This is a genomic window from Fulvivirga sp. (genome assembly GCF_040220315.1).
Taxonomy (GTDB): domain Bacteria; phylum Bacteroidota; class Bacteroidia; order Cytophagales; family Cyclobacteriaceae; genus Fulvivirga.
The window spans coordinates 1-3,753 of sequence record NZ_JAVJUY010000057.1 but is presented as its reverse complement, the minus strand read 5'-3'; the positions used below and the strand labels follow the sequence as shown (position 1 = coordinate 3,753).

The following is a 3,753-nucleotide window of genomic DNA, read 5'->3' as shown; positions in this document are numbered from 1 at the left end:
AGTATGATCATTTGTATACTATAGATAACGTGGATGATAGCGGAATATTAACCATGCAAGATTCTGCTGGTTTTGCCCGAGTGCTTTTTGATTTCGACAAGTATGGTAATGAGCAGGGTTGGAGCTTTTATGACACTAATGGTGATGCTGCTGAAAGAAAACCCTATAAAGACATGGGCTATGGCTATTCCATCTGGATGTACGAAATGGATTGGTTAGATCGAGAAAAAGGCCTTTCGAAAGGATTTCAAAAAATATTATTGGATATAGACAGTTTGCCAACAACTGACAATAGCGGTATCCATATCACTAAATATGAATTTGCTGATTTCGACCAATTGAAGTCCATGGAATACATGGATACTAGTAAGGCATTGGTAGTGAATATGGCAACTGGTTACGCCAAATTGGTGGTTGAGTATGATGAATCAGGGAATAGGGCAGCAGTAAACCGATATGATAATGAAGGAAATTTAATTGAATAACTATGAGAATGAAGAATGTAATACTAGCAAGTGTTTTTGGTCTATTGACTTTAACAGGCTATGGACAAAGCAATGTAGAAATCGTAAATAATTTTTTAAAGGCGTATGAAGAGTTGGACTTCGATAAGATGGCAACCTATTGGGATGACTCAGTGAGAATTCAAGACGTTGTGATTGGCGACTTATATGGATTAGAAGATACACATTACGGTAGAGAAAAGGCACTTTCACTTTGGAAGCAAGCTTTTGCTAATAAGCCTAATTACATTAAAATCAGTGTGCGAGAAATGTTCACAAGCAAGAATTTTGTTATTGTAGATCAATTTTTTGAATCATCTACTACCAGAAATGGAAAGACAAGTGTAAGTAATGGCGAAATGATTTCTGCTTTTAAAATTGCAGACGGTAAAATTCAAGAGCAATACGATTTCGGTGATTATTATTCATGGGATAGGCAAACTAGGTCCGTAATTGATGGAGTCCATAATCCAGAAAGAAAAGAAAAGGGCAACCTGAAAATAGCAGAAGAATATATTCAGGCGTATTCCAATAAGGACCCAGAAGCTATGGCCGCGTTGTATGCAGAAGATATTGAGTTTAAAGATTTGACGGCTAAAGATGCATTTAACTCTTCCAGCTTTGAATTGGAAGGAAAAGAAAAACTAAAGGCTTTATGGAAAGGAATATTGGTTGATTCCAAACCCTCTTACCTGAATGTTGAAATTGATGGAGCATACTTTTCAGGTAGTTATGTGATGCTCAATACCACTTTTTCAATGGTGCTGCCTGTTTCCTGGACCAATGGTAAAGACGATGTGTTTGTGAGAATACCCATAAAAACCATACTTCAGATTAAAGATGGTAAAATTCTAAGACATTGGGATTTTGCAGATTATGATTCTTACAATGAGCAAATAAGAGTGCAGAAGGGTAGGTAAGCAGGAGTAAAATCCTACAGTTTTTGTCCGCAATTAATTAATCTGACCATGATTTGATAAAGGCTGCTGTAACATTGATTAAAAACGATGAAGCAGTTTGTTATACTATTGACTTTATGCCTGATTAAAACTGGAGCTTTTGGTCAGGGCATATCTGATTTAAGCTTTTTATTGGGAGATTGGAAAGTGAAAAGAGTCTATTCACTTAATACAGAGAAGGTACGTGAATATGCAGGTACAATGAGTTCAGTGTATTCCTTGGATTCAACATTTATAGAATGCAGGTTTGAGTTTGAGCGACCTAACCAAAAGAGAGCGATGGACTTGGTGTTCTTCAATTACAACTCAATTTACAATCAATATGAGAGTGTGTGGTTGAGTTCCACCTGGCCGGTGATAGTTTTGATGGAAGGTAAAATTGAACAAAATGTACTTTCTACAGTTGCAAAATTTCCATTAGGCGATGGTCGAACGGAATATGTGAGGGATACCATTGAGTTTACCGAAAATAAGCTGTTTAGAAGAACTTATATTACAACTGACTCAACTCAAGTCAATTGGACGTTTCATTTGATGGAGGAGAGTGTAACAATAAATTGAGTATTAGATTTTAGTCTTCATTCTTGAAGAGTTTGGTAATATTTCCATTCACTCTAAGAAAATAAATCCCTTTATTCAAACTACTAGTGTCTAGAATTAACTGTTGAGCTTTTTTGAAATACTTTGGTTGAATTACATTACCGTTAATTGAAACTAATTCAACTCTATCAATAACATTCAAATCATTGTAATCTATAATTATAAAATCATCGAATGGGTTAGGATAAGTTATTATCTGATTTATCTCATCAAAAGATGTGGAGTTAGTAACTGAGTTAATGATTATGGGTTCTAATGGAATATTTCCATTACCAGCTTGATCAAATACCTGATTTTCCTTAATTGAGATAGATGCAGGAATACCTGTTATATTATTAATTGGAATACGATATTCTTGACCATTATTTACAATTGATTCTACTATAATATTTTCAAGATTCAGGTCTTCAACCCTTAAGTTAGTTACAGGTTCACTGGAAACAATTACCAATGTGTCTGCTAATATTTCGAAAGTAAAGTTAGGCCTGATGTCATCAAAAATTGTAAGTATTTTTGATTGAAACACATTGGGATTCCCAGCCAGATCATAGATTGACTCTGAAGACAAATCCAGCAATATTTCACCTTGTACCTCAATAAATATTGAAAGTTCATATTCATTCTCTTGAATTTTATCAAGAGAAATAATGCTTGCTCCTGTCAATGAAATACTTTCTGGAAGTAGCTCTGAAGACACTGTTTCTGAAACGGTTAGTGCTAAAGTTTGCTCTGGATTGTTAGTGTATTCCGGAAGATTACTTATACTAATTATAGGAGCCATAACGTCTATCTCCAATTCTTCTGATTCCAAATTTCCAAACCCGTAAATATTATTAGTTACATTTTCTAAAATTTGTATTGACGCATAGTCCTCTTCCAATGGGGCTAAGTAAACAATAAAAGAATTTGAACCCATGCTATAAAAGTCTTGCACTTCGAAATTTACTAATGATAAATTTTGCTCTGAAAACCCAATAGGTTCAATTGAAAAATCAATCTCTACAACAACATACCCATCAAAACTATCCAGTTGACTTAATGTTATTTGTGATCTAGGATTGATAATATCAATTTCAATTAAGTTAGATACATTATTGGTGTTTTGACAAAAATCCTCAACTACATTATTTTGTAATTGAATCATGATATTTTCAAAATTAGGGTTGGGTTCAATTTCTAATTCATACGTTTTAGTATCAATAGCCAAAAGATTTAGTGCTGTACCATTAACTACAGTAAATGTATCTTTTACTAAATTGATAATTGGTGAGCTGAATTCAACATTTACTATTGGATTTTGAGCGATTTCATTCTTCATGAGATTGAGGATAACACTTATTGGAGTATTATTTTGCTCTATTGTATATTCAGAATTTTCAACATTAGAATTGCCCGCAATGTCATCAAATTTTTCTTCGTAAACAGAAATGACTATAGGATCACAAACCTCAGAATCTATCAGTAATTCAAATTGATTAGAAGTGATAGAATTCAAAGAAGTTATTGTTGCATTAGTAATTAAGATGTCATCTTCATTAAAATTATTTACAGGTTCTGTAAATATTAAATCAACAAGATAGCTATTTGGTACAGTATTATTAGTGTGGTTTATATTTAACTCAGGGGGAGTTATGTCATATTCAATTTCTACATATGAACTTTCTTCATTGAAATTTTCCGATATATCTTCA

4 protein-coding genes are annotated in these 3,753 nt (G+C 33.3%); 3 read left to right on the top strand and 1 reads right to left on the bottom strand.

Annotated features, from left to right (window positions below):
- The 3 genes from RLO81_RS02655 to RLO81_RS02645 form a co-directional block, all read left to right on the top strand.
- The coding region (locus RLO81_RS02655; RefSeq protein WP_350106849.1) for a hypothetical protein at positions 1-485 on the top strand (485 nt) is incomplete at its 5' end.
- 8 nt (positions 486-493) lie between these two features.
- Positions 494-1,423, top strand: a complete 930-nt coding sequence (locus tag RLO81_RS02650) for a nuclear transport factor 2 family protein (protein ID WP_350106846.1) — start codon at positions 494-496, stop codon at positions 1,421-1,423.
- An 87-nt stretch (positions 1,424-1,510) separates the two neighbouring features.
- Positions 1,511-2,023 (top strand): DUF1579 family protein, encoded by a 513-nt coding sequence (locus tag RLO81_RS02645; RefSeq protein ID WP_350106843.1) that lies wholly within the window; start codon positions 1,511-1,513, stop codon positions 2,021-2,023.
- 10 nt (positions 2,024-2,033) lie between these two features.
- Here the strand turns inward: RLO81_RS02645 and RLO81_RS02640 are convergent.
- Positions 2,034-3,753: Ig-like domain-containing protein (locus tag RLO81_RS02640; RefSeq protein WP_350106840.1), on the bottom strand; the 1,720-nt coding region annotated here is incomplete at its 5' end.